This window comes from Achromobacter spanius, assembly GCF_039673305.1.
Taxonomy (GTDB): Bacteria; Pseudomonadota; Gammaproteobacteria; order Burkholderiales; family Burkholderiaceae_B; genus Achromobacter; species Achromobacter spanius_F.
Genome location: NZ_JBDJLJ010000079.1, coordinates 1 through 21921, shown reverse-complemented (window position 1 = coordinate 21921; position 21921 = coordinate 1). Strand labels below are relative to the sequence as shown.

At 68.8% G+C, this 21921-nt stretch carries 23 protein-coding genes and 1 pseudogene; 11 read left to right on the top strand and 13 right to left on the bottom strand.

Features of this window, described 5'->3' with window-relative positions:
- Window positions 1–100: 100 nt before the first annotated feature.
- The 4 genes and pseudogenes from ABE485_RS29205 to ABE485_RS29190 form a co-directional block, all read left to right on the top strand.
- Window positions 101–400: pseudogene (locus tag ABE485_RS29205) on the top strand (tripartite tricarboxylate transporter substrate-binding protein); the annotation flags it as partial.
- A complete protein-coding gene (locus ABE485_RS29200) occupies window positions 397–1377 on the top strand; it encodes a hypothetical protein (RefSeq protein ID WP_346518745.1) in 981 nt (326 codons plus the stop codon). The pseudogene ABE485_RS29205 and the gene ABE485_RS29200, both read left to right, overlap by 4 nt.
- A gap of 81 nt (window positions 1378–1458) precedes the next feature.
- Window positions 1459–2148: a helix-turn-helix transcriptional regulator gene (locus tag ABE485_RS29195; RefSeq protein WP_346518744.1), complete on the top strand. Its 690-nt coding sequence runs from the start codon at window positions 1459–1461 to the stop codon at window positions 2146–2148.
- 69 nt (window positions 2149–2217) lie between these two features.
- A complete protein-coding gene (locus tag ABE485_RS29190; protein WP_346518743.1) occupies window positions 2218–2634 on the top strand; it encodes a VOC family protein in 417 nt (138 codons plus the stop codon).
- A gap of 14 nt (window positions 2635–2648) precedes the next feature.
- On the opposite strand, the gene ABE485_RS29185 is transcribed toward ABE485_RS29190, so the two are convergent.
- Window positions 2649–3785 carry a pyridoxal-phosphate dependent enzyme gene (locus ABE485_RS29185; protein ID WP_346518742.1) on the bottom strand — a complete coding sequence of 379 codons (1137 nt, stop codon included), beginning with the start codon at window positions 3783–3785 and terminating at the stop codon, window positions 2649–2651.
- A 95-nt stretch (window positions 3786–3880) separates the two neighbouring features.
- Here ABE485_RS29185 and ABE485_RS29180 point away from each other — a divergent pair, with 95 nt between their 5' ends.
- Window positions 3881–4789, top strand: coding sequence for a LysR family transcriptional regulator (locus ABE485_RS29180; RefSeq protein ID WP_346518741.1), 909 nt, complete (start codon window positions 3881–3883; stop codon window positions 4787–4789).
- Between the two features lie 85 nt (window positions 4790–4874).
- On the opposite strand, the gene ABE485_RS29175 is transcribed toward ABE485_RS29180, so the two are convergent.
- Window positions 4875–6281, bottom strand: a complete 1407-nt coding sequence (locus ABE485_RS29175; RefSeq protein WP_346518740.1) for an amino acid permease — start codon at window positions 6279–6281, stop codon at window positions 4875–4877.
- A gap of 76 nt (window positions 6282–6357) precedes the next feature.
- The gene (gene kynU / locus ABE485_RS29170; RefSeq protein ID WP_346518739.1) at window positions 6358–7608 is read right to left on the bottom strand and encodes a kynureninase; all 1251 of its coding nucleotides are present in this window, start codon (window positions 7606–7608) and stop codon (window positions 6358–6360) included.
- A gap of 138 nt (window positions 7609–7746) precedes the next feature.
- Between kynU and ABE485_RS29165 the strand changes: the two genes are divergently transcribed.
- Complete coding sequence (locus ABE485_RS29165; protein ID WP_346518738.1) at window positions 7747–8220, top strand: Lrp/AsnC family transcriptional regulator; 474 nt, start codon at window positions 7747–7749, stop codon at window positions 8218–8220.
- A 60-nt stretch (window positions 8221–8280) separates the two neighbouring features.
- Here the strand turns inward: ABE485_RS29165 and trhA are convergent, their stop codons facing one another.
- Together trhA and ABE485_RS29155 are read right to left on the bottom strand one after the other, a co-directional pair.
- Window positions 8281–8910 (bottom strand): PAQR family membrane homeostasis protein TrhA, encoded by a 630-nt coding sequence (gene trhA, locus ABE485_RS29160; protein ID WP_346518737.1) that lies wholly within the window; start codon window positions 8908–8910, stop codon window positions 8281–8283.
- A gap of 122 nt (window positions 8911–9032) precedes the next feature.
- Window positions 9033–10076: a P1 family peptidase gene (locus tag ABE485_RS29155; protein WP_430795478.1), complete on the bottom strand. Its 1044-nt coding sequence runs from the start codon at window positions 10074–10076 to the stop codon at window positions 9033–9035.
- Between the two features lie 236 nt (window positions 10077–10312).
- Here ABE485_RS29155 and ABE485_RS29150 point away from each other — a divergent pair, with 236 nt between their 5' ends.
- From ABE485_RS29150 to ABE485_RS29140, 3 genes are all read left to right on the top strand, one after another.
- The gene (locus ABE485_RS29150) at window positions 10313–11095 is read left to right on the top strand and encodes an amino acid ABC transporter substrate-binding protein (protein ID WP_346518735.1); all 783 of its coding nucleotides are present in this window, start codon (window positions 10313–10315) and stop codon (window positions 11093–11095) included.
- Between the two features lie 84 nt (window positions 11096–11179).
- Window positions 11180–11860 carry an ABC transporter permease subunit gene (locus ABE485_RS29145; protein WP_346518747.1) on the top strand — a complete coding sequence of 227 codons (681 nt, stop codon included), beginning with the start codon at window positions 11180–11182 and terminating at the stop codon, window positions 11858–11860.
- Entirely contained in the window at window positions 11857–12612 is a 756-nt protein-coding gene (locus ABE485_RS29140) for an amino acid ABC transporter ATP-binding protein (RefSeq protein WP_346518734.1), read from the top strand. The genes ABE485_RS29145 and ABE485_RS29140 overlap by 4 nt, the downstream gene beginning before the upstream one ends.
- Before the next feature lie 54 nt (window positions 12613–12666).
- Here ABE485_RS29140 and ABE485_RS29135 read toward each other — a convergent pair whose 3' ends face one another.
- The 7 genes from ABE485_RS29135 to ABE485_RS29105 all read right to left on the bottom strand — a co-directional run bounded on the left by ABE485_RS29135 (window position 12667) and on the right by ABE485_RS29105 (window position 19658).
- Window positions 12667–13206, bottom strand: a complete 540-nt coding sequence (locus ABE485_RS29135; RefSeq protein ID WP_346518733.1) for a hypothetical protein — start codon at window positions 13204–13206, stop codon at window positions 12667–12669.
- Window positions 13207–13317: 111 nt separating this feature from the next.
- Window positions 13318–15477 carry a TonB-dependent receptor gene (locus tag ABE485_RS29130; RefSeq protein ID WP_346518732.1) on the bottom strand — a complete coding sequence of 720 codons (2160 nt, stop codon included), beginning with the start codon at window positions 15475–15477 and terminating at the stop codon, window positions 13318–13320.
- Between the two features lie 55 nt (window positions 15478–15532).
- Window positions 15533–16183 carry a hypothetical protein gene (locus tag ABE485_RS29125; RefSeq protein ID WP_346518731.1) on the bottom strand — a complete coding sequence of 217 codons (651 nt, stop codon included), beginning with the start codon at window positions 16181–16183 and terminating at the stop codon, window positions 15533–15535.
- Window positions 16180–16785: a hypothetical protein gene (locus ABE485_RS29120; RefSeq protein ID WP_346518730.1), complete on the bottom strand. Its 606-nt coding sequence runs from the start codon at window positions 16783–16785 to the stop codon at window positions 16180–16182. Before ABE485_RS29120 ends, ABE485_RS29125 begins: the two co-directional genes overlap by 4 nt.
- A gap of 3 nt (window positions 16786–16788) precedes the next feature.
- On the bottom strand, window positions 16789–17526 hold the full coding sequence (locus tag ABE485_RS29115) for an ABC transporter ATP-binding protein (protein WP_346518729.1): 738 nt from the start codon (window positions 17524–17526) through the stop codon (window positions 16789–16791).
- The gene (locus tag ABE485_RS29110; RefSeq protein WP_346518728.1) at window positions 17519–18604 is read right to left on the bottom strand and encodes a FecCD family ABC transporter permease; all 1086 of its coding nucleotides are present in this window, start codon (window positions 18602–18604) and stop codon (window positions 17519–17521) included. Before ABE485_RS29110 ends, ABE485_RS29115 begins: the two co-directional genes overlap by 8 nt.
- Window positions 18588–19658 carry an ABC transporter substrate-binding protein gene (locus ABE485_RS29105; RefSeq protein ID WP_346518727.1) on the bottom strand — a complete coding sequence of 357 codons (1071 nt, stop codon included), beginning with the start codon at window positions 19656–19658 and terminating at the stop codon, window positions 18588–18590. Before ABE485_RS29105 ends, ABE485_RS29110 begins: the two co-directional genes overlap by 17 nt.
- A gap of 112 nt (window positions 19659–19770) precedes the next feature.
- Between ABE485_RS29105 and ABE485_RS29100 the strand changes: the two genes are divergently transcribed.
- Window positions 19771–20466, top strand: coding sequence for a Crp/Fnr family transcriptional regulator (locus tag ABE485_RS29100; protein WP_346518726.1), 696 nt, complete (start codon window positions 19771–19773; stop codon window positions 20464–20466).
- 4 nt (window positions 20467–20470) lie between these two features.
- Here the strand turns inward: ABE485_RS29100 and ABE485_RS29095 are convergent, their stop codons facing one another.
- Entirely contained in the window at window positions 20471–21139 is a 669-nt protein-coding gene (locus ABE485_RS29095; RefSeq protein WP_346518746.1) for a M23 family metallopeptidase, read from the bottom strand.
- 213 nt (window positions 21140–21352) lie between these two features.
- Here ABE485_RS29095 and ABE485_RS29090 point away from each other — a divergent pair, with 213 nt between their 5' ends.
- Complete coding sequence (locus ABE485_RS29090; RefSeq protein ID WP_346518725.1) at window positions 21353–21778, top strand: DUF2946 family protein; 426 nt, start codon at window positions 21353–21355, stop codon at window positions 21776–21778.
- Window positions 21779–21921: the final 143 nt, after the last annotated feature.

Here is a 21921-nt window from a genome sequence, read left to right as displayed (position 1 = left end):
GCGCTCACCTTGCGTGGCACAGCCACGCGGCGGCGACCGCGCCTAGCCTGGCGGCCGATTACCAGCCTGTGCGAGGCTCCCTTTAGCGTTAACAGGCCCTGGCAGCAAGCGCGCCCCGGCCATCCCGGACGTGCCCACGTTCGCCGAGGGCGGCGTGCCCGATTTCCTGATCACGCCGTGGTTCGGCATCATGGCCCCGGCGCGCACGCCCGACGCCGAACTGGAGGCGCTGCACCAGGCCTTCAACGCCGCGCTGGGCGCGCCCGAGGTGGCCGCCAAGATGCGCGAGCTGGGCGTGGAGACCGCCGCCGGCACACGCCAGTCGCTGGGCGACTTCGTGGGCGCCGAGACCGCGCGCTGGAAGGACGTGATCCAGGCCAACCACATCAAGGCGGAATGATGGCGCAGGACAGGACCGGTCCGGCGGCCGGCGGCGCGCCCGGTTCCATCCGCCTGCGCGGCATGGGATCGTTCCACGTGGGCGGCCGGGACGTTGCGCTGACAGACCTGCCCCGCCGCGAGGTCGTCATGGCCGAGGGCGGGCAGCCGGTGTCGCTGGATCCCAACGGCACCTACCGCGTCGAGCAGATGTACGCGCAGTACTTCCTTGCCGATCCCCCGAGCGGCCGCCCCCCGCTGGCGTTCTGGCATGGCGGCGGCATGACGGGCGCGGCCTGGGAGACCACGCCCGACGGCCGCGAAGGCTGGCTCAATGCCTTTCTGCGGCGCGGCTGGGACGCCTATCTGTGCGACGCCGTCGAGCGCGGCCGGTCGGGCTTCGCGCCCGTGCCGGAGATCTGGCCCGAAGGGCCCATCGTGCAGGCGCGGGAAGACTGCTATACGCGCTTTCGCATCGGCCAGCCCGGCACGCGGCCCGGCCCCGGCAGCGCCTATCCGAACACGCGCTTTCCGGTGGACGCCTTCGGTCAGCTCGCCGCGCAGATGGTGCCCCGCTGGGTCCACACGGACGCCGCGATCCTGCGGGGCCACCTGGCCCTGCTGGAACGGGTCGGCCGCATGATCGTGGTCTGCCATTCGCAGGCGGGCGTCTTCGGCATCCGCGCGGCCCTGGCCCGGCCCGATCTGGTGCGGGCCGTGGTGGCGCTGGAACCGGCGAGCATCCCGCTGCTGGACGACGCCGCCGATTACCGCACGCCCACGCTGATCATGATGGGCGACAACATGGACAGCGATCCGCGCTGGCCGCGCATGCGCGCGCGCGTGCAGGCTTTCGCGGCGCGCTACCCCTGCGTGCAGGTGCTGTCTTTGCCGGACCTGGGCATTGCGGGCAACTCCCACATGCTGATGATGGACGACAACAGCCTGGACCTGGCCGCGCTGGCGCACGACTGGCTGATGGGTCTGCCGCCGGACTGAGCGGCCCGCATGGCGGCGCGGGCCCCCGGATGCTGCCATTCCGTGGCAGCATTACGCATTCGTCCCCGCCCTTCGCGCCCCATGTCCCGCACCGAACGTCTCCTGGACCTGCTCCAGACCCTGCGTCGCCACCGCCTGCCCGTCAGCGGCCACCGGCTGGCGGCCGAAATGGGCGTCAGCCTGCGCACGCTGTATCGCGATATCGCGACGCTGCAGTGCCAGGGCGCCGAGATCGAAGGCGAACCGGGCGTGGGCTACGTGCTGCGTCCCGGCTTCATGCTGCCGCCGCTGATGTTCAGCACCGAGGAAATCGAAGCCCTGGTGCTGGGCACGCGCTGGGTGGCGGGCCGCTCGGACGCGCATCTGGGGCTGGCGGCGCGCAACGCGCTGGCCAAGATCGGCGCCGTGCTGCCCCAAGAGCTGCGCGACGAGCTGGACGCCATTCCGCTGCTGGTCGCCCCCAGTTCGGTCGCGGTGACCGACCGGGTCGACGTGTCCTTGATCCGCCAGGCCATCCGCGGCGAACAGAAGCTGGAGATCACGTACCGGGACGACAAGGGCGTCGATTCGGCGCGCGTGATCTGGCCGTTCGCGCTGGGCTTCTTCGACAGCGTGCGCATCGTCATGGCCTGGTGCGAACTGCGCGCCGATTTCCGGCATTTCCGCACCGACCGCATCACGACCCTGGCCACCGGCGGCCGCTATCCCCGACGCCGGCACGCCTTGCTGAAAGAGTGGCGCGCGATCGACCACGCGCCGAAAAAATGCTGATGCACACTACTGCCAAAATCTGACAGCACCCCTGCCTAACATGTGCGCATCAACCCCCAGGAGCGCATCATGTCCGACACCAATTTCGTCATCTTCTACGTGGAAAAGCCCGAGGCCAGCGCGGCGTTCTACAGCGCGCTGCTGCAGCGCCCGCCCCTTGAAAGCTCGCCCACCTTCGCCATGTTCAGGCTGGACTCCGGGCTGATGCTGGGCCTGTGGTCGCGCTACACGGTGGAACCGGCGGCGGCCGGCCGCGGCGGCGCCACCGAACTGGCCTTCACCGTGCCCGACGCCGACGCCGTCAACCAGCGCCATGTGGACTGGAGCCTGCGCGGGCTGCCCATTTTGCAGGCGCCCACCGACATGGACTTCGGCCGCACTTTCGTCGCGCTGGACCCGGACGGACATCGCCTGCGGGTGTTCGCGCCCGGGCAGCCATCGGATACGGCGGCCGTCCGCGCCGAACGCGTCGCCGCCGCGCACTGACCGCGCGGCGCCGCTCAGGCCGGCGCCGAAAACAGGTCCGTCATGAACTGCGTGGACTTGATGCCGGTGCCGGTCAGCAGCACCACCGTGCGCTCGCCTGACCGGATGGCGCCCCGCGCCAGCAGCGTGTCCAGCGCCGCCGCCGCCGTGGCGCTGGTGGGTTCCGCGTACAGGCCGCAGGCGGCCAGCTTTTTCACCGCCGCGACGATGTCCTCTTCCGGCACCGCCACGGTCTGTCCGCCGCTGGCGCGCACCGCCTGCAGGACTTCGCGCAGGCGCACGGGGTGCTTGATCGACGTCCCCTCGGCCACGGTGGGCAGCACCTCGCGCGGCACCGGGCCGTCCGCGCCCGCCTGGAAGCTGGCGTCCACCGGCGAGCAGTTCAGCGGCTGGGCCACGAACAGCCGGGGCAGCCGGCTGATCTGCCCCGCCGCCCGCAGCTCCGCGAATCCGATCGCGCAGCCCAGCACATTGCTGCCCGCGCCGGCCGGAATCACCACGTTGTCAGGCGCCTGGAAACCAAAGTCCTCCCACATCTCGTAGGCGATGGATTTGGTGCCTTGCAGAAAGAACGGCTGCCAGTTGTGGCTGGCGTAGAAGATATCGCGCGAGGCCCGGATGGCCTCGGTCTGCGAGTTTTCACGCGGGCCGTCCACCAGGCGCACGTCCGCGCCGAACGCCCGGATCTGGGCCACCTTGGCGGCCGACGTGTAGGCGGGCGCAAAGATCGTCACGCCCATTCCCGCCGCCGCGCCGAACGCCGCCACCGCCGCGCCGCCGTTGCCGGAGCTGTCCTCGGCCACGGCCTTGATGCCCAGCTGGCGCAGCCACGACAGCATGACGGCCGCGCCGCGGTCCTTGAAACTGCACGTGGGGTTGAACCATTCCAGCTTGAAATGCGGCCGCAAGGTTCCCCAGGCGCGCTCCATCATCGGCGTGCCGCCCTCGCCCATCGACACGGGGCGCGCGATGTCGCGCGGCAAGGCCGCGCTGTAGCGCCATACCGAACGCGTGCGCGTATCGATGTCATAGCGCGACATGCCGCGCAGCGGCGAGATCATCAGGGGCGTCTGCGCGTCGGAACACCAGCGCGCATCGTCAAGCGGATAGCGGGCGCCGGTCAGCGGATCAATGTAATGAGGATTGGGCATGATGCGGGAAGAGATTCAACGGGCCACAGTCTACGTGGCGCCGCCGCGGCGGCGTTGCAATATCATGTTGCGGTAGACGCAACGGGAGACCCCGCATGGAACGTGGCGCGCTATGGGAATACCAGGTGTTCTGCGCCGTCGCCGAACGCCAGAGCTTCGTGCTGGCGGCGCGCGCGCTGGGCGCTTCGCCCAGCGCCGTCACGCGCGCCGTGCAGTCGCTGGAGCGCCAGGTGGGCGCGCAATTGCTGTCGCGCAGCAAGAGCAGCGTGGTGCTGACGCCGCAGGGCGAAAGCTATTTCCAGTCAGCCCGCGAACTGCTGCGGCTTGAGGAACGGGCCCGCGACGCGCTGCGCGACGTGCAGGGCGGCGCGCAGGGCCGGCTGCGCTTTTCGGCGCCCGACCTGCTGGGCGTGACCGTGCTGCCCGCCGTGCTGCGCCGCTACTCGGACGCGCATCCGGGCGTCAGCATCGACATCCTCTATACCGACAAGTGGGTGGACCCCATCGCCGAAGGCCTGGACTTCGCGATCCGAGGCGGATTTCCCGCGTCCAGCGACCTGCTGGGCGCCCCCCTCTGGCCGTATGACCGGCTGCTGTGCGCCAGCCCCGGCTACGTGGCCCGCATGGGACTGCCGCGCGAACCCGCCGAGCTGACGGCGCATCGCCTGTTGACGCACACCGGGCCGCGCGTGCTCAAGGACTGGCACCTGCGGGACGGCGACCGCATCGTCCGGCTCCACGCCAGGCCGGCGGTGCGGGTCAGCAGCGGCAGCGGCCTGATGGCGATGGTGCTGCAAGACCTGGGCATTGCCCGGGTGGCGGACTGGGCGGCGCAGCCGGAGATCGCGCGCGGCGCCCTGGTGCGCGTGTGTCCGGGCTATACGGTCACGTCGGCGCAAGGCGCCGCGCCGCAGATGCACGCCGTGTACGCTTCGCGCTCGCTGCCGGCGCGCGCCCGCGCGATGCTGGCGGCGATCCGGGACAGCGCCGCCGGGCAGCGCTAGTGCGCCGTTCCATGGATGCGTTTCGTGCCGGCGTATCCATGAGACAGCCCGCCAGGGTCCCTGCGCCACGGGCCTGCGCCCGCCTTTACGCGCGCTGTCCGGGCGCGCGCAGCGCCACGGCCTCGGCGCGCTTCCTGAACAGCAGGTAGTACAGCGCGGCCAGGATCACCAGGAACGGCACGCCGAACACCAGCGTCATCTTGAAGACGCTGGTGAAATACGTGGTGACCAGGATCGCCAGCATCGCCCCCGCGCCCAGCAGCGTCAGCACCGGAAAGCCCGGCATCCGGAACGACAGCCGCGCGCCGCCTTCCCGCGTCCAGCGCCGGCGGAAGAAATAGTGCGTCACGAAGATCATCATCCAGGTGAACAGCGCGCCGAACATGGAGATGGCCATCATCAGCGTGAACGCCGTCTCGGGATACAGCACGTTCAGCACGGTGGCGATGGCGATGCCGCTGGTGGACAGCAGCAGCGCGTTCAGCGGCGTGCCGCTGCGGGTCAGCCGGCCCAGCGCCGACGGCGCATGGCCCGCGCGCGACAGGCTGAACATCATGCGGGTGGTGATGTAGAGCTGGCTGTTCATGGCGGACAGGGCGGCCACCAGCACGATGAAATTGATGACGCCCGCCGCGCCGGGAATCTCCAGCGCCTGCATCACCTTCACGAACGGGCTGCCGCCCTTGCCGGCTTCGTCCCAGGGCACGATGGCCAGGATCAGCGCCAGCGTCAGCAGATAGAACACGACCAGCCGGATGATGGTGGCGCGAAACGCCTGCTTGACGGCGCGCTCGGGGTCCTCGGCCTCGCCCGCCGCCACCGCGATCATCTCGACGCTGAGATAGCTGAAGATCGAGATCACCACGGCGATCCACATGCCCCACACGCCGTTCGGGAAGAACCCGCCGTGCGCGGTGTATTGCGCCACGCCGTACTGCGGATTGCCCCAGACCACGTAGGCGCCCAGGATGATGAAGGCGATGATGGCGCTGATCTTGATGGTCGAGAACCAGTATTCGATCGTGCCGAACGCCTTGACGCTCAGCGCGTTGATGAGGATCAGCGCCGCCGAGAACAGGCAGACCCACTGCCAGCCCGGCACGCCGGGGAACCAGAAGCCCATGTACTCGGCCACCGCGGTGACCTCGGTGCCCACCGCCAGCACCACGCACGACCAGTACGCATAGCGCACCAGGAAGCCCGCCAGCGGGCCGATGTAGTGTTCGGCGTAGGCGCCGAACGAGCCCGAGGTGGAATGCGCCACCGTCATTTCCGCCAGGCAGGCCATCAGCAGCAGCGTGATCACCCCGCCGATGGCGTAGCTGATGAGCACGCTGGGTCCGGCAAAGCCAATGGCGAACTTGCTGCCCAGGAACAGTCCCGTGCCGATGGCGCCGCCGATGGCGATCATGCTCATCTGCCCGGAGGTCAGGCGGCGCTTGAGGCCCTGCTCGCGTTCGGCGATCCGGCCGAACCCCTTCTGTTGTTGCATCGTCTCCTCCTTGTACTGCGCTCTTCTTGGATGTAAGGCTCGGATGGCCTGCGCGATAAGGCAATGCCGCGCGGGATCAGGTCACGGCGGACCGCTGCTTGAATTCGGGCTTGTCCCAGGCGCGGGTGTCCAGCACATCCTTCAGGATGTCGACGGCGTCCCAGACGTCGGCGTAGCCGAAATACAGCGGCGTCAGGCCGAAGCGCAGCACCTCGGGCTCGCGGTAGTCGCCGATCACGCCGCGCGCGATCAGGGCCTGCATCACTTCAAAACCGTTCGGATAGCAGAAGCTCACGTGGCTGCCGCGGTCGGCATGGTCGCGCGGCGTCACCAGCGTCAGCGGATGGCCGGCGCAGCGCGATTCGACCAGCGCGATGAACAGGTCGCCCAGCGCCAGCGATTTCCTGCGCACTTCGTCCATGCCCGCGGCGTGCGCCACGTCCAGGCCGCATTCGACCAGCGACAGGGACACGATGGGCTGCGTGCCGCACAGGTAGCGGCGGATGCCGCCCGCGGGCTCGTAGGCCACGGCCATGTCGAAGGGGCGCGAATGGCCCCACCAGCCGGACAGCGGCTGCCAGAAGTCCTTGGTGTGGCGCGGCGCCACCCAGATGAAGGCAGGCGAGCCGGGACCGCCGTTCAGGTACTTATAGGTGCAGCCCACGGCGAAGTCGGCGTCGGCCCCGTTCAGGTCCACCGGCACGGCGCCGGCGGCGTGCGCCAGGTCCCAGATAGCCAGGGCGCCGCGTTCGTGCGCCATGGCGGTGACGGCGGCCATGTCATGCATGAAGCCGCTACGGTAATTCACGTGCGACAGCAGCATCACGGCGACGGAGTCGTCCAGCGCCCGCTCCAGCGGCAGGTCGTCGTCGATCAGGCGCATTTCGTAGCCCTGCTGCAGCAGGTCGATCATGCCCTGGATCATGTAGAGGTCGGTCGGAAAGTTGTCGCGCTCGGACAGGATGACGCGGCGGCCCGGCTGCTTTGCCTGCTGGATGCGCAGCGCGGCGGCCAGCGCCTTGAAGATGTTCAGCGACGTCGTGTCGGTGACGACCAGTTCGCCTTCGCGCGCGCCCAGCAGGCCGCCCAGCTTGTCGCCCAGGCGGGCCGGCAGGTCGAACCATCCCGCCGTGTTCCAGCTGCGGATGAGGCCCGAACCCCATTCCTTGTTGATCACCTCCGCGGCGCGGCCCGCGGCGGTCTTGGGCAGCACGCCCAGGGAATTGCCGTCCATGTAGAGAACGCCGGGCGGCAGGTCGAAGCGGTCTTTCAGGGGCGCCAGGGGATCCTGGAGATCGGCGTTGACGCAGGCTTCGCGGGTGTTCATGTTCAATTCCTTGAGGCGATTTTCCGGATACATACTATCAGCGCGCCCGGGCCGATTAATTGCAAAATCGGTCGTGACATACCCGAGTTTTCCGAATTAAATTGCTTTCAACTTGGTTTTTTAGAATTGGATTGTGCAATGCAGATCGACCCCATAGACCGGCGCATCCTGGCCCGCCTGCAGGAAGATGGCCACCTCAGCAACCAGGACCTGGCCGAGCAGGTGGCGCTGTCGCCGTCGGCCTGCCTGCGGCGCGTGCGGGCGCTGGAAGACGCCGGCCTCATCCGCGGCTACCGAGCGGTGCTGGACGCCGAGAAACTGGGCTTCGAACTGGAAGCCATCGTCCATGTGTCGCTGGACCAGTCGCGCGCCGGCTGGCACGAGGAATTCCTGGCCGGCATCGCCCTGCACGACGAGATCTCCGAGGCCAGCATCGTGACCGGCGCGTCCAACTACATCCTGACGGTGCGCACGCGCAACCTGTCGGCCTTCTCGAACTTCGTCGAGGACAAGCTCAGCAAGATCCCGGGCGTACGGGATCTGTGCTCGCATATCGTCATGCGCAAAGTGAAGAACCGCGAAGGCATGCTGCCGTTGGCAAGCTGGCGCTAGGAGGAAGGGGGCTGCAAGCCCCCTGGGTCCGCGCGAGGATCCCTTTCGTGTTAACCGGCCCTAGGCCGGGACGTGTTCCAAAAAGCCGAACACCGTCACGAAATGGCAGGCCGTCCCCGCCATCACGAACAGATGCCAGATGCCGTGCGCATGGCGCCAGCGCTTGTCATTCACATAGAACAGCGTGCCCGCGGTATAGATGGCGGCCCCTGCCAGCAGCCAGGCCAGTCCGGCCGAGGACAGCGCGCCGGCGATCGGCGCGGCAAACATCACGCCCAGCCAGCCCATCGCCAGGTACAGCGGCAGGGCCGGCGCGGCGCCCCGCGCCCACCACAATTCACGGCTGATGCCCACGCAGGCCAGCAGCCAGATCGCCACCCCCATCGCGGCGCCCCAGCCGTGTTCAACCGGGCCGAACGCCAGCGGCGTGTAGGTGCCGGCGATCAGCAGGTAGATGGCGCAGTGGTCCGCCTTGGCCCAGATGGCCTTGCGGCGGCCGCGCGAGCAGTGGAACAGCGCCGATGACGCGTACACGGCGATCATGGACGCCGCGAACACCGCATAGGCAATGATCTGGCGGGTGTCCACCCGCAGCTCGGCCGCGCGGGAAATCAGTGCGCCGGAAGCCAGCACCGCCAGCGCCAGCCCCGCCAGATGCGTCACGCCGTTGAACCGTTCGCCTTCCTGCATATGCGCCCCCGCCCCGGCCACACGCCGGCGTCTGCCATCTTGGCGGCGTTGTGTGACAGAAGCGGGACAGGCGGCGGATCTGATGCGGGCTCAGATTCGGGACAGCCGCCTCGCGCGCCGGTTCAGGCGATGAAGTCCACGGCCGCCGGATAGCCTTCGACCGCGCGCGCCGCCAGGATGGCGCGCTGCACGGCGATGGCCATGGCTTCGGCCGCCATGACGCCCAGCAGCATCACGTTGGCGGACTTGCCCGAGGCGCCGGTGCCCAGCGCGAAGATCGTGTCGCCGTCCAGCATCGTGTGGATGGGGTTGATCGTGCGCGCCAGCCCGTCATGGGCCATGGACGCGATCTTCTGGGCCTGCGCCTTGGTCAGCCTGGCGTCCGTGGCGACGACGCCGATGGTGGTGGCCGCGCCTTCCCGCATGGACCGGGGCAGGTCGCCGGCGAGGATGGCCGCGCGGGTGTCCAGCAGCGTCTTGCCGTCGGGCGTGCGCGCGCCAGCCAGGATGTGCCCCGTGGCCGGATCGAGCACGTCTCCCACCGCGTTGACCGCGACGATGGCGCCCACCGTCGCGCCGGCCACCGTGAGCGACGCGCTGCCGATGCCGCCCTTCATGGCGCGCTTGGGCCCGTACAGCTTTCCTACGGTCGCGCCCGCTCCCGCGCCCACATTGCCTTCCTCGGGCGCATCGGTGGTGGCGGACTTGCAGGCCTGATAGCCCGCCGCGGCATCCGGCCTGACGGACGCGTCGCCCACGCCCAGGTCGAACAGGATCGCGGACGGCACGATGGGGACGTGCGCCACGCCCACGTCAAAGCCGATCTTCTTTTCTTCCAGGTAGCGCATCACGCCGGAAGACGCGTCCAGGCCGAACGCGCTGCCGCCCGACAGCACGATCGCGTGCACCTTTTCCACCATGTTCACCGGATTGAGCAGGTCGGTTTCGCGGGTGCCCGGCGCCGCGCCGCGCACATCGACACCGCCCGTGGCGCCGGCCTCGGCGATGATGACCGTGCAGCCCGTGGGCCGGCGCGTGTCGGTGTAGTGCCCGACGCGCAAGCCCGCGACATCGGTGATGCTGCCCCCGCCGGGCATCCGCCCGGGCGCCCCCGCGCCCTGCGCGGGCATCGCCCCCGCCGCCGCCGCGCCCGCGGCCGCCATCATGAACGCACGCCTGTTCCATTGCTGATCCACACCCGTCTCCGTCTAGGTAACACCTGGAAGATCCCCGGACAGACCGCGCCGGGACTCGGTAACGCCATATGACCTGCAGCTATATTTTTACTATTCCTTATGCTTTGTGGAAAAATAGGCCGGTTGTTAGAGTGCGGCTACGCCGGAGGGCATTGCAGGCCCCACATGCTCTCCACAGTGATATCGCCCATCCGTGGAGCATTGCCATGAAACTCTTCCGTACGCTTCTCGTCGCCGGCCTCGTCCAGGCGGCCGCCCTGTCCGCCGCCCATGCGCAATCCGGACTGGACCAGATCAAGTCCGCCGGCGTGTTCAAGATCGGCACCGAAGGCACCTACGCGCCCTTCACGTTCCACGATGCATCCGGGCAGCTTACCGGTTTTGACGTGGACATCGGCCGCGCCATCGCCGAACGCCTGGGCGTGAAGGCCCAGTTCGTCGAGGGCAAGTGGGACGGCCTGATCGCCGGGCTGGACGCCAAGCGCTACGACGCCGTCATCAACCAGGTGGGCATCACCGAAGCGCGCCGCGCCAAGTACGACTTTTCCGATCCGTACATCTCGTCGGCCGCCGTGCTGATCGTGCGCGACGACAACACCACCATCAAATCCTTCGCCGACCTGAAGGGCAAGAAGTCCGCCAATACGCTGACCAGCAACTTCGGCAAGCTGGCGCAAAGCCACGGCGCGGAAGTGGTCGCGGTGCAGGGCTTCAACGAAGCCATCGACCTGCTGACCTCCGGCCGCGTCGAGGCCACCGTGAACGACAACCTGTCGTTCCTGGACTTCAAGAAGCAAAAGCCCAACGCGCGCGTGAAGATCGCGGCCACCGACAAGACCGCGGAGTTCAGCAATTCCGGCGTGCTGATCCGCAAGGGCAATCCCGAGCTGCAGGCCGCCATCAACAAGGCGCTGGCCGACATCAAGGCGGACGGCACCTACAAGACCATCTCGGTCAAATATTTCGGCACGGACCTGTCGACGCAATAAGCGACTGGAGCGCACATGACGCTGCCCACCTGGCTGCACACCGTCCTGCCCGACTGGCTGCTGGCGAAGATAGGCGAATGGTCGGTGCCGGCCTGGGTGCAGCTCATGGCGGACTCGTTCTGGCCCCTGCTGCACGCGGGGCTGGTGTTCACGGTGCCGCTGACGCTGATGTCCTTTGCCCTGGGGCTGGCGCTGGCCTTCGTGGTGGCGCTGATCCGCCTGTTCGGCCCCGCGCCGCTGGTGGCGCTGGTGCGCTTCTACGTCTGGCTCATCCGCGGCACGCCGCTGCTGGTGCAGCTGTTCGTGATCTTCTACGGCCTGCCCAACGTGGGCATCGTGCTGGACCCGCTGCCGGCCGCGCTGATCGGCTTTACGTTGAACGTGGGCGCCTATAACTCCGAGGTGATCCGCGGCGCCATCGAATCCATCACCAAGGGCCAATGGGAAGCCGCCTACTCGCTCAGCATGACGCGCGGCCAGGCCCTGCGCCGCACCATCCTGCCGCAGGCGGCGCGCGTGGCCGTGCCGCCGCTGTCCAATTCCTTCATCGCGCTGGTCAAGGACACGTCGCTGGCCGCGGTGCTGACCGTGCCCGAGATCTTCCAGGCCGCGCAGCGCATCGCCGCCGTTACGTATGAGCCGCTGATCCTCTACACCGAGGCCGCGCTGATCTACCTGTTATTCAGTTCCGTCCTGTCCGCGGCCCAGGTGCGCCTGGAGCGGCGCTTCGGCCAGCACGCGGTGTTTAGCGAGAAAGCCCGATGATCCGACTGGAAAAAATCGAAAAGGCATTCGGCGGCAATCCCGTGCTCAAGCAGGTGGACGTGCAGATCGCCGAAGGCAGCGTCACCGCCCTGATCGGCCCGTCCGGCAGCGGCAAGAGCACGCTGCTGCGTTGCGTGAACCTGCTGGAGGTCCCCGATCGCGGCCGATTGGAGATCGGGCCCGAAACGGTCGACTTCGAGCCCGGCCGCAGGCTGGCGCGCGATCAGGTCCAGCGCGTGCGCATGCAGACCGGCATGGTGTTCCAGAATTTCCAGCTGTTCCCGCACCAGACCGTGATCGGCAACGTCATGGAAGGCCTGGTGACGGTGCAGAAATGGCCCGCCGACCGCGCCCGCGCGCGGGCGGAAGAACTGCTGCGCAAGGTCGGCATGCTGGAAAAGGCCGACGCCTGGCCCGCCAACCTGTCGGGCGGCCAGCAGCAGCGCGTGGCGATCGCCCGCGCGCTGGCGCCGGCGCCGCGCGTGCTGCTCTGCGACGAACCGACGTCCGCACTGGACCCGGGCCTGGCCGCCGAAGTGGTGGACGTGCTGCGCCAGCTGGCCGCCGAAGGCATGACCATGCTGATGGCCACGCACGACCTGCGCCTGGCCGCCAGCGTCTCGCGCGAGGTGGTGTTCCTGCTGGACGGCGTGGTCGTGGAGTCCGGAGAATCGCGGACCGTGTTCACGCAGCCTGCCGACCCGCGCACCGCCGCGTTCATTTCGACGCTGACGCAGGAAGCGGCGCTGTAGGACGACGGCAGCCGATGGCGGACATCCCGCCCCCGTTCTTGCGGCCGCGCCGCGTCAATCCCGGATTTCCGTCACGGCAAAGTCGAACAGCGATTCCGGGTCTGACGCAAGGACCCGCGCGGCAATATCGCGCCGCAGTTCGGCATGCACGCGCTGGGCGTCGGGCGCCGGGTTGCCCAGCAGATCGAAAAACGCCGGCGGCAGCACCCCGGGGCGCAGCACCCCCTGAACGCTGCGTCCGCCGCGCCGCAGATGGAAGCTGTACGACTTGTCGGCGCCCCGGCTATAGCGCGCTTCGGGCAGCGCCAGATCCACCGTGTAGCAGCCGCGGGTAACGGCGCGGGTCACGAATTCGAAGGCATCGCGCACGCCCGGGCCGGGATGCCCGCTGATGACGGACAGCTCCTTGCGCGGCACCGGTGCGCCTTGCTCCTCCAGCCGCGGCAGCGCGCCGCGCAGGCCCTGGAACGTCAGCGCCAGCATGGCCAGCGCCCCGTGGCCGTGATAGGCCTGGACCGCGTCGAAACAGATGGGCTGCGGCCCTTCCTCGGCCATCACGGTCAACAGGGAAGCGGGTTGGTCGGGGGTCATCATGGAACATCTCCGTGTCATGGGCGGCAACGGGCCGCCGTGGCGGCCCGCTTGCGCGCGGGTGGGGTGGGATTGAAAGGCGCGCCCGGAGCGCGCCCGTGCGGACAGGCGCAATCAGAAGCGCGTGCGCAGCGTCAGGCTGAAGCTTCTGCCGGGTTCCAGCAGGGGATTCAGGTCGGTCATGGCGTAGGCCACGTTGGATGACGTCGCCGCCGTGCGGTAGGCCCGGTCGAACAGGTTGTTCACGCCAAGCACGACCTGGGTATTGCCCGCCTGCGGCAGCCCCAGGCGGTCCAGCTGGAATTGGGCATACAGGTTCACGACGCCGAAGCCCGCGGCCGGATACTCGGTGCGCTCGGCGTAGCGGCTCTGGCCCTTGGCCCATTGCAGTTCGCCGCTGAGCGCGTAGGCCTCATTCGCACCCATGTATTGCACGCCGACCAGGCCGCTGAACGGCGCGATCGATGGCAGCGGCGTGTCCGTCGTGCGGTTGGTGCCGTGCAGATAGCTGGCGTTGCCGTACAGATTGACCGCGCGGGTCAACTGCCAGCGCCAATCCAGTTCCAGGCCCTGGATCCGCGCCTTGCCCACGTTGCGGCGCTGCGTGGCGGGCAGGCCTTGATAGGAAGTGGTGACGTTCTCCAGGAAGTCGCTGTAGTTGCTGCGGAACGCCGTCAGGCCGACAGTCGCCTGCTCGAAGTGCAGCCGCGTGCCGGCTTCCACGGTGACGCCGCGTTCGGGCTTCAGGCCCGGGTTCGGAATGGTGTAGCTGGTGCCCGTATAGCCGCTGCTGAACATTTCCGACGTCCAGGGCATGCGGAACGAGGTGCCCACGCTGCCCAGCAGCTCGACGATGTCGGTGGCGCGATAGGCCAGCCCCAGGCTGCCGGTGGTGGCGGTTTCGGTGGTGTTCTGCGCGGCGCGGAAGGCGGGCAGCAGATTGGGCGAAGGCAGGGGTTCCAGCCCCACGTCGGACTTGAACCAATCGTAGCGGCCGCCTGCCGTGATGGTCCATTTCGGCGCGGGCTTCCATTCCGTGGTCAGGAATGCTCCGACGTTGGTCTGGTACTGATCGGGCCCCGTCTTGGCGTAGGACGTGCTGGTGGTTGTGGTGGTGCCGTTCGGCCGGCGCACGGTAATGTCGCTGCGCGATTCCGATCCGGGCCGGCGCTCGTGCATGAAGTCCAATCCGAAGGTCGTGCTGGTGTCGGCCCACGGCACGGTCGCCGCCACGCTGCCGCCCCACACGACGGGCCCGATCACATTGCTGCGCGAGTCGACCACGCGCGCCGGATTGGTTTCGTTGTGCGTGGCCATGACGGTGCCGAACTCGTTGACGTAGACGCTGGCCTTGAGCGCGCTGATGGCGCCGTCGAATTCGCCGGAATAGGCCAGCCGGCCCTGCTTGACCTTCAGCGGATCGCGGCGGCTGTAGCTCAAGGGATAGGGAGGGACGGTCCCGGCCGCGCCGTCCTTGACGTAGGCCACGCGCGCGCTGGCCTCGATGCGCTGGCGTGCGTCGGGCATGTAGCCCAGCACGATGCCGCCGCCCGCGCCGCGGAAGTCGCTATTGGGCACTTCGCCCGCCGCGCTGTCATAGTTGCTGGCGCGGCGTCCGGTGGCATAGACGCGCAAGTCGAAGCCGTCGCCGGCGCCTTCCAGCGCGACATTGCCCTGTACGCCATCGCCATTGGTGTTGTACGTGACGGAGGCTTCGCCGCCGTTCAGCCCGAAGGGCTGGCTCAGATTGCCGTGCGCCCGCTTGGTGACGAAGTTGACCAGGCCGCCAAGGCCGTCGCTGCCGAAACGGGAGGAGTTCGGGCCGCGCACCACGTCGACCTGTTCGATCTCCGTCGGACTGATCAGCATGAACTGCAGGGTATTGCGGCCGCGGAAGCGGTCCCCGTCGATGAACATCGGCACCCGCATGTCGTTGGTGTTGAGTCCGCGCAGGAACAGCGTGCCGGCGATGCCGCCGCTGCGGCTGACGGTGGCGTTGGGCACGCGGCCCAGCAAGTCCAGCGTGCTCATCGTGTTCAGGCGGTCGATGTCCTGGCTGTCGACCACGCTGACCGCCTGCGTGACGTTGTGGTCTATCGCGGCCGGAGGCGGCGTCGCCCCCATGGGCCGCAGGCGGCCGTCGTCGGGCTCGCCATCGGCCGAGACCTGGATGGACGGCAGTTGCGGAACGTCGGCAGCGGCGCTGGGCGCGGCCAGGGCGGCGGTCAGCAGCCCGGCGCTGACCAGGGGAACATACAGATAGGTGCGTTGCATACTTGCGTACAAAGGTAGGGACGAAAACGGGGCGGCCGCGGGTTTGCGCGCCGGCTCAGGCAGGAGTGGCGTCCGGGACGGTCACCGGCGTGGACTCCTTCAGCCAAGGCAGGAATCCGCGCAGGAAGCGGCTGGAAGCGGGCATGAAGTAGCTGCCGTGGTGGTACATCGGATCCAGCGACGTCACGATCAGGCGGCCCGGCGTGCTGTGCGTATCCTCGTACAGCACGGAGCCGCCGCCGGCCTTGTCGATCAGGGACTGCGCGCCCGGCGGCGGCGCGAAGCTGCCGTGCTGGTGCCAGGTGGCGTCGGCCAAGGTCAGGTAGCCGAACAGCGGGTGCGCCGGCGCCGCCAGGCGCAGGCCGGAATCGGCGCCCGGCTCCTTCCACCACCAGAAATTCACTTCGGACGGGGTCCAGTGAACGTTGTCCAGCCAGCGTTCGGAATGGGTTTCGCCCATGGCGACCAGGGTCTTGCCAGCCGCCAGGAAGCGGCGCCAGAGATCCCTGTGCGGCGCCAGCAGGTCCGGATTGCTGCGGCATGACACGATCAACGCATCGCAGCCGCGCAGCGCGGCCTCGTCCAGGTCGCGGATATAGATCGTCCGGTCGATATAGGGCATCAACGCCGGTGTGCGGAACGTGCGGTGGTGGTAATAGGTCCCGGCGTCCAGCGCCGCGATCACGGGGGTCTGTCTCGCCGTCATGCCACGTCTCCCTGCAGCCAGCCGAATAGTTGCGGGACGATGCGGCCGGCGCTGTCGGCGCTGCCCGCGTACATCCACAGGTCATTGCCGGAATGCATCAGCAGGCGTCCGCCGGCGGGCAGGTCCAGCACCCAGTCGATGGGCTGGGCGTCCGGCCCCAGCGTGTTGAGTACCCGCGCGCCGGCAGGCGGGGGGTTCCCGCCCCGCGCATAAAAGCCCGCGACGCCTCGGCGGAAGGTCAGGTGTTCGGGATCAACGCCGTCGAACACCGGATGGGGCGCGGCGCGATGCACCCGCAGACCCGCAATGCCTGCGCCGGCTCCCGGCACGAAGGTCGCCAGCCAGCGCAGGAACGGATACGCGACATGGCCGTTCACGACCATGGTCCCGCCCGACTCCAGGTAGGCCTCCAGGAGTTCCTGGTGTTCCAGTAGATAGCGCTGGTCCGCGTGCGCGGGCACCAGCAGCGCGCGGAATCCGGCCAGGTTCCGCTCATGCAGCGCATACAGCGGCACGCAAGCGGCACGCGGCTCGCTGCCGCCGGTCAGCGCGGCAGGACCGTCCCCGCTCCAGTGATTCAGATAGGCGATTGTGTTTTTCATGATTCAACGGAAGACGGGGATCACCCCCAGGATGTCGCCGGACTCGCCGCGCAGCGTGGCCACGCGCACCGGCAGGCCGTACAGGCGGCTCAGGCGCTCGTCCACGCACATGCGGTGGGTGGGACCGGCCTCGCAGCCATCCGCATGCATCAGCAGGGTCTGGTCGGCGATGTGCTGCGCATGCTGCGGCTGGTGCGTGGTGAAGACCACGGCCAGCCCCTGTTCCCGCGCCAGCCGGCGCAGCAGCGACAGGACGACGTCCTGATTGCGCAAGTCCAGGGCCGCGGCGGGTTCGTCCAGGATGATGATGGGACTGGCGCTTGCCATGGCGCGCGCAATGCAGGCCAGTTGCTGTTCGCCCCCGCTGAGCGCATGGAACGGGCGGTCCGCCAGGTGCGCGAGGCCCACCTCGCCCAGGCAATCCCGGGCGATGCGCCAGTCGCGGGCGCCGGGCGACGCGTACCAGCGCAGATGGCGCGCGCGGCCCATGCAGACCATGGTCAGCACGTCGTAGGCGTAGAGCGTGTCGCTGCGCTGCGGAACGTAGGCGGCGTGGCCCTGCAAACGGACGGCGCCCGCGGCGGGCGCATTCAGCCCCAGTATCGTGCGCAGCAGCGTGGTCTTGCCGCGCCCGTTCGGGCCCAGCACCGCCAGGATCCGGCCCGCGGACAGGCTCAGCGACAGATCGCTCAACAGGCGGCGGCCACCGGCCTGCACGGCCAGGTTCGTCAGTTCAAGCATGCTGCGCCCCTCCGCGCTGGGCGCGGCGCAGCAGCCACGCAAACAGCGGCGCGCCGATGAGCGCGGTGATCACGCCCAGCGGTATCTCGGCGCTGGTCGCGCTGCGCGCCACGGTATCGACCCACACCATGTAGACGCCGCCGATCAGGGCGCTGGCGGGCAACAGGACCCGATGGTCCGGGCCGACCAGCATGCGCGCGATGTGCGGCACGACCAGTCCCACCCAGCCCACGGTGCCCGATACGGCGACGCTGGCCGACACCACCAGCGTGGCGCATCCCAGGAGCAGCCAGCGCAGCGGCTCGACGGCGATACCCATCGCGCTGGCCTGTTCGTCGCCCAGCGACAGCACATTGATGCGAAAGCGCAGCGCATACAGCAGCGACATGCCGGCCACGATCGGCGGCACGGCCGCCGCCAGCTTGGCATAGGTCGCGGTGGCGAAACTGCCCATCAGCCAGAACACGATGGCCGGCAGGCTGTCGTTCGGATCCGCGAAGTAGGTCGTCAGGGAAATCAGCGCGGAAAAGAAGGCGCTGGTCACCACGCCGGCCAGCACCAGCATCAGGATGGTCGTGCGGCCGTTGGAACGGCTCAGCAGATAAACGACCGCCACCGCCAGCAAGCCGCCGGCGAACGCCAGGCCCAGCGTCGCCCACAACGATGAGAACAGCAGGATCGCCGCGCAGCCGCCGAACGCGGCGCCCGACGAAATGCCCAGGATCTGCGGCCCGACCAGCGGGTTGCGGAAAGCGCCCTGCAGCGCCGCGCCGCACATCGCCAGACTGGAGCCCGCCAGCACCGCCAGCAGCACCCGAGGCAGCCGCACCTGCATGACGACCCGATGCTCCGTGGCGCCGACGGACGGCAACCAGCCCGCCAGGGCGTCCGGCAGCGCGAGTCCGGCCAGCACGCTGGACACGTGCGACAGCGCGAGCGGATAGCGGCCGACGCACAGCGCCGCCAGCACGGACGCGGGCAACGCCAGCGCCATCAGCAACCAGGGCCACGGCCAGGCTCGCTGGCGCGCGAAGAGCGCCCTGCCCGGCACGGGCGTCGTTTCAGCGGAAGCGTTCATAGCCTGCGGCTCCCTCATTCACCTTCATGCGCAGCACCGCGTCGATCTCGTCGGCGGCGGGTTGATGCCCATAGAGTTCGCCATAGGCCTTGAAAATGTTCTCGCGCAAGGGCCATGCGAACTTGTCCGGATGCAGCAGCAGGCTCAGCCATTGCCAGTACAGCGGCGATTCCTGGCTGGGGGGATCCCAGAGATAGCCGCCCAGCGGCAACTTGTAGACGCGGCGGTCGCGCACGGCGGGAATGTCGGCGAACAGCGGATCCCGATAGAGGGTCTGCGGCGTCAGGCCGGGCTCGAAGTTGTTCAGCAGGATCACCTCGGGCGCCCAGGCCATGATCTGCTCGATGTTCACGGTCTGGCCGCTGGCAATGGACGCGGAGACGTTGCGCCCGCCCGCCAGCGCGATGTCATCGTCGAAGCTGGTGTTGCCGCCGGCGGCCCGCAATTGGGGCTCGTAGCGCGACAGGTACAGCACCCCCGGCCGGTTGGCCGGGGCAATGCCATCGGTGACGGCGCGAATGCCCGCGCGCACCTCGTCGCGCCAGCGCAACTGGGCCTGCGCACGGGCCTCCTGGCCCAGCGACAGTCCCATCAGGCGTATCCATTCGCGGGTGCGCGCTTCGGTGCCGTATACCAGCGCCGCCGTCGGCAGGCCGGCGTTGCGCAAGGGCGCGATCAGGTCATCGCCCATGTGCCCCCACTGCCATACCAGGTCGGGCTCCATCTGCAGCAGCGTCTCCACGTTCGGCACGAAGCCGGAGCGGGTCACGTCCGTGCGCACCGCCGCCGTCGCCGGAAACATCCGCGCCAGCAACCCGTCCTTGATCAGCCCGTAGGCGCTGGGATGCATGCCGGCCAGGTGCTGCGCCCCGCCATCCAGGGAAATCAGCAGCGAGCCGGCGGGCATGGGCAGGGTCACGGCGCGCTGCGTCGGCGCGGGCAAATTCACGGCGTTGCCCGACATATCGTTGAACACGATGGGCGCCGCGCCGGAAGCGGACGAAACAAGGGCCCCTGCCGCCAAGGCGGCACGGATGAGGTCGGAGAGGGTCATGGGGAATTGGTCTGCGCCGGGGGGGCCTGCCGGTTTACGCGGCCCCCTCAGTGGTACGATCACAAATAAGAATCACTCGTATTCATTTTATTTGCGGGGTCGGCCAGTCCAAATGACTATTGTCAATTCACGTTCCGCGCCCTTGATCGCGGCGCTGCGCCAGCACCCATGGTTCGACGGCGTGGACGACGCGGCCCTGCTCGCCCTGGCGCGCGGCAGCCGCTGGCTGGCGTTCTGCGCGGGCGATACGATTTTTTCGGAAGGCCAGGCAGCCTCGTCCTGCCTGCTGGTGTGCGCGGGTTCCGTGCAAGGCTTGCGCTACACCGTGGATGGCGGCGACAAAGTGTTCGGCCACGTGGGCCCGGGCGGCTGGCTGTCGGTCGCCACGCTGTTCGAAGCGGCGCCGCGACACCTGCACGGGGTGCGCGCGCGCACCGACGGCAGCGGTTGCCTGATCAATGGCGAGGCATTCCGGCACTTGTGCCTGAGCGATGCCCGCCTTGCCTGCCGCGTCCTGGGACACAGCGCGAACCTGATCCGCCACCACACGGACCAGATAGATTGGCTGACATCGAGTTCGGCCGAAGAGCGGCTGGCCGAGTACATCCTGCGCGCGGGCAAGCCGCAGGAGAGCAAGCCCGTGGTGCTGCCGCTGAGCCATTCGCAGATCGCCGTCAAGCTCGGCATGCGCGCCGAAACACTAAGCAGGATCTTCGCCAAATGGCGGCGCCAGGGCTATATCCTGGACCGGCGAGGAGAGCTATGCATCCTGAAGCTTGATTCGCTCAAGCAATTGGTGCATCTCTGAGTGCCTACTTCGGCGGCAGCGACCCCGCCGGATCGACCGCCTGGCCGTCGTAGCGCAATTCGAAGTACAGCCCCACCTGCTTGCTGTCGCTGTTGCCCATTTCGGCGATCTTCTGGCCCTGCGTCACGCGCTGCCCTTCCTTGACCAGCAGCTTGCTGTTGTGCGCGTAGATGCTGAGGAACTGGGCGTTGTGCTTGACGATCACCAGATGCCCGTAGCCGCGCAGGCCGCTGCCGGAATAGGCCACCGTGCCGGGCGCCGCCGACACCACCGGCGTGCCGGTGGAGTTGGTGATCACGATGCCGTTCGAGTTCGAACCGTCATAGCCCCGCGTGACCTTGCCCTGCGCGGGCCAGACCAGCGAGATCGCGCCCGGCGGCGCGGTGCGCCGCTTGCCGGCGGACGCCGTGGACCGGGGCGCGGGCGTGGGCTTGGCGCGGGTCTTGGAAGGCGGGGACGTGCGCGCCTGTCCCGCGGGCGGCTCGACCCGCAGCACCTGGCCGACTTCGATCGAATTGGAGTTGGACAGCTTGTTCCACCGGACCAGGTCGCTGACGCTGGTGCCTTGCTTGCGCGCGATCTGGTAGAGCGTGTCGCCCGACTGGACCCGGTAGTAGCCGGGCTGGACCTTGGTCGTGCCGCAGGCGGCCAGCAGCACCAGCAGCGCCGCCATCAGCGCGCCCAGCCACAGGCGGGCAAAGGGCCCCGCGCGGCCGGGACCGGCAGGCGCGCCGGACGCCGCCGGGTTCGAATTGGACAAGGTCGGAACGGGCGAGATCGGAACGGACAAGGAAAGCTCTGAAACCTGGGGCACTGGGTGGGGTGTGGGATCGAAGTGCGTTCAAGGGTACCAAGAATTTGGGAACGCTTGGCATAGAATGCCTGCATGCCACACCCGACCCGCCTCCTGCGTACGTTGCGCGCCCTGCGCGCCGAGGGTGTGCTGTGGCTGGCGCTTCTGGCGCTGGCGCTGCGCGCGCTGGTCCCGGCCGGCTACATGCCCGATGCCGGCGCGCTGCACGATGGCCGGCTGGAAGTGACCTTCTGTTCGGCGGCGGGCGACCTGTCCGTGCTGAGCGTCGGGTTGGCTTCCGAAGACGGCGGCAAGGCGGGACACGACACCGCCGGCGCCGGCGCGCTGTGCCCCTTCGGCCTGCTCGCGCATGTCGCGCCCGCCCCCGCGCCGGCGACGGCGCCCCTGCTGCTGGCGACGGCGGGACATGCCCCGCCTCCTCCCGCACACCGCGCCCTGCCCGCGCAGCCCGCCCAGGGTCCGCCGCTGGGTCCGCGCGCACCGCCCCCTCTGGCCTGACTTCGTCCCGGGCTGGTCCAGGCATCCATTGATGCCATGCATTGATCCCATGGCATCGACCCCATGCGCGGGCCGCCCCCCGCCGCGGGGCCGAGCCCCGGGCCCCCCACCCGGGCCCCCGCGGGGCGCAGGGATTGGCGCGG